Here is a 662-nt window from a genome sequence, read left to right on the forward strand (position 1 = left end):
ACGGCCATCCCCAAGCTTTTGGAGTTGCTTACCCTTGACGGATGCATTGTGACCATCGACGCTATGGGCTGCCAGAAAACCATCGCAGAGCAAATCATAAAAAAGAAGGCCGATTATATCCTGATGGTAAAAGATAACCAGGCCGGATTGAAAGAACAATTAACAAAGCTGTTTCAGCGGGGAGATGCAGTGAAGGTTGGCAGGGATGTCACATCCGGCCACGGCCGTGTGGAGACCAGGGTATGCCATGTCACCAGTTCTCTGGAATTTCTGGATGGCAGGGAGGAGTGGAAAAACCTCCGCTCAATCGTGAAGATAAGCGCGGAGCGATATTGCAAGAAAACCGGCAGCACATCCAATGAGGACCGGTATTACATCACGTCACTGGGCGATGACCCGGATTTGCTGAACGGAGCCATCAGGAGCCATTGGGGTATAGAAAATAATCTGCACTGGAACCTGGACGTGATATTCAGGGAAGACGGGCAGCTCAAACGAGCGGGAAACTCCGCTCAGAACTTTAACCTGATCAGTAAAATAGCACTGGCATTGATTGATAACGAAAAATCCACTAAAAACTCGAAACCTAACAAGCGGATAATGGCAGCATGTAGCGACAAATACCGTGAAAAGGTGCTAAAACTTTAAAAGCGAAATCCCTG

General features: G+C 48.3%; 1 protein-coding gene. It reads left to right on the forward strand.

Annotated elements, in window-relative coordinates; genetic code table 11:
- A partial coding sequence (locus NGM62_RS21995) for an ISAs1 family transposase (protein ID WP_262250449.1) occupies positions 1 to 648 on the forward strand: 648 nt, incomplete at its 5' end.
- Positions 649 to 662: the final 14 nt, after the last annotated feature.

It is taken from the genome of Parapedobacter soli (assembly GCF_025460835.1).
In the GTDB taxonomy this organism is placed as follows: Bacteria; Bacteroidota; Bacteroidia; order Sphingobacteriales; family Sphingobacteriaceae; genus Parapedobacter; species Parapedobacter soli.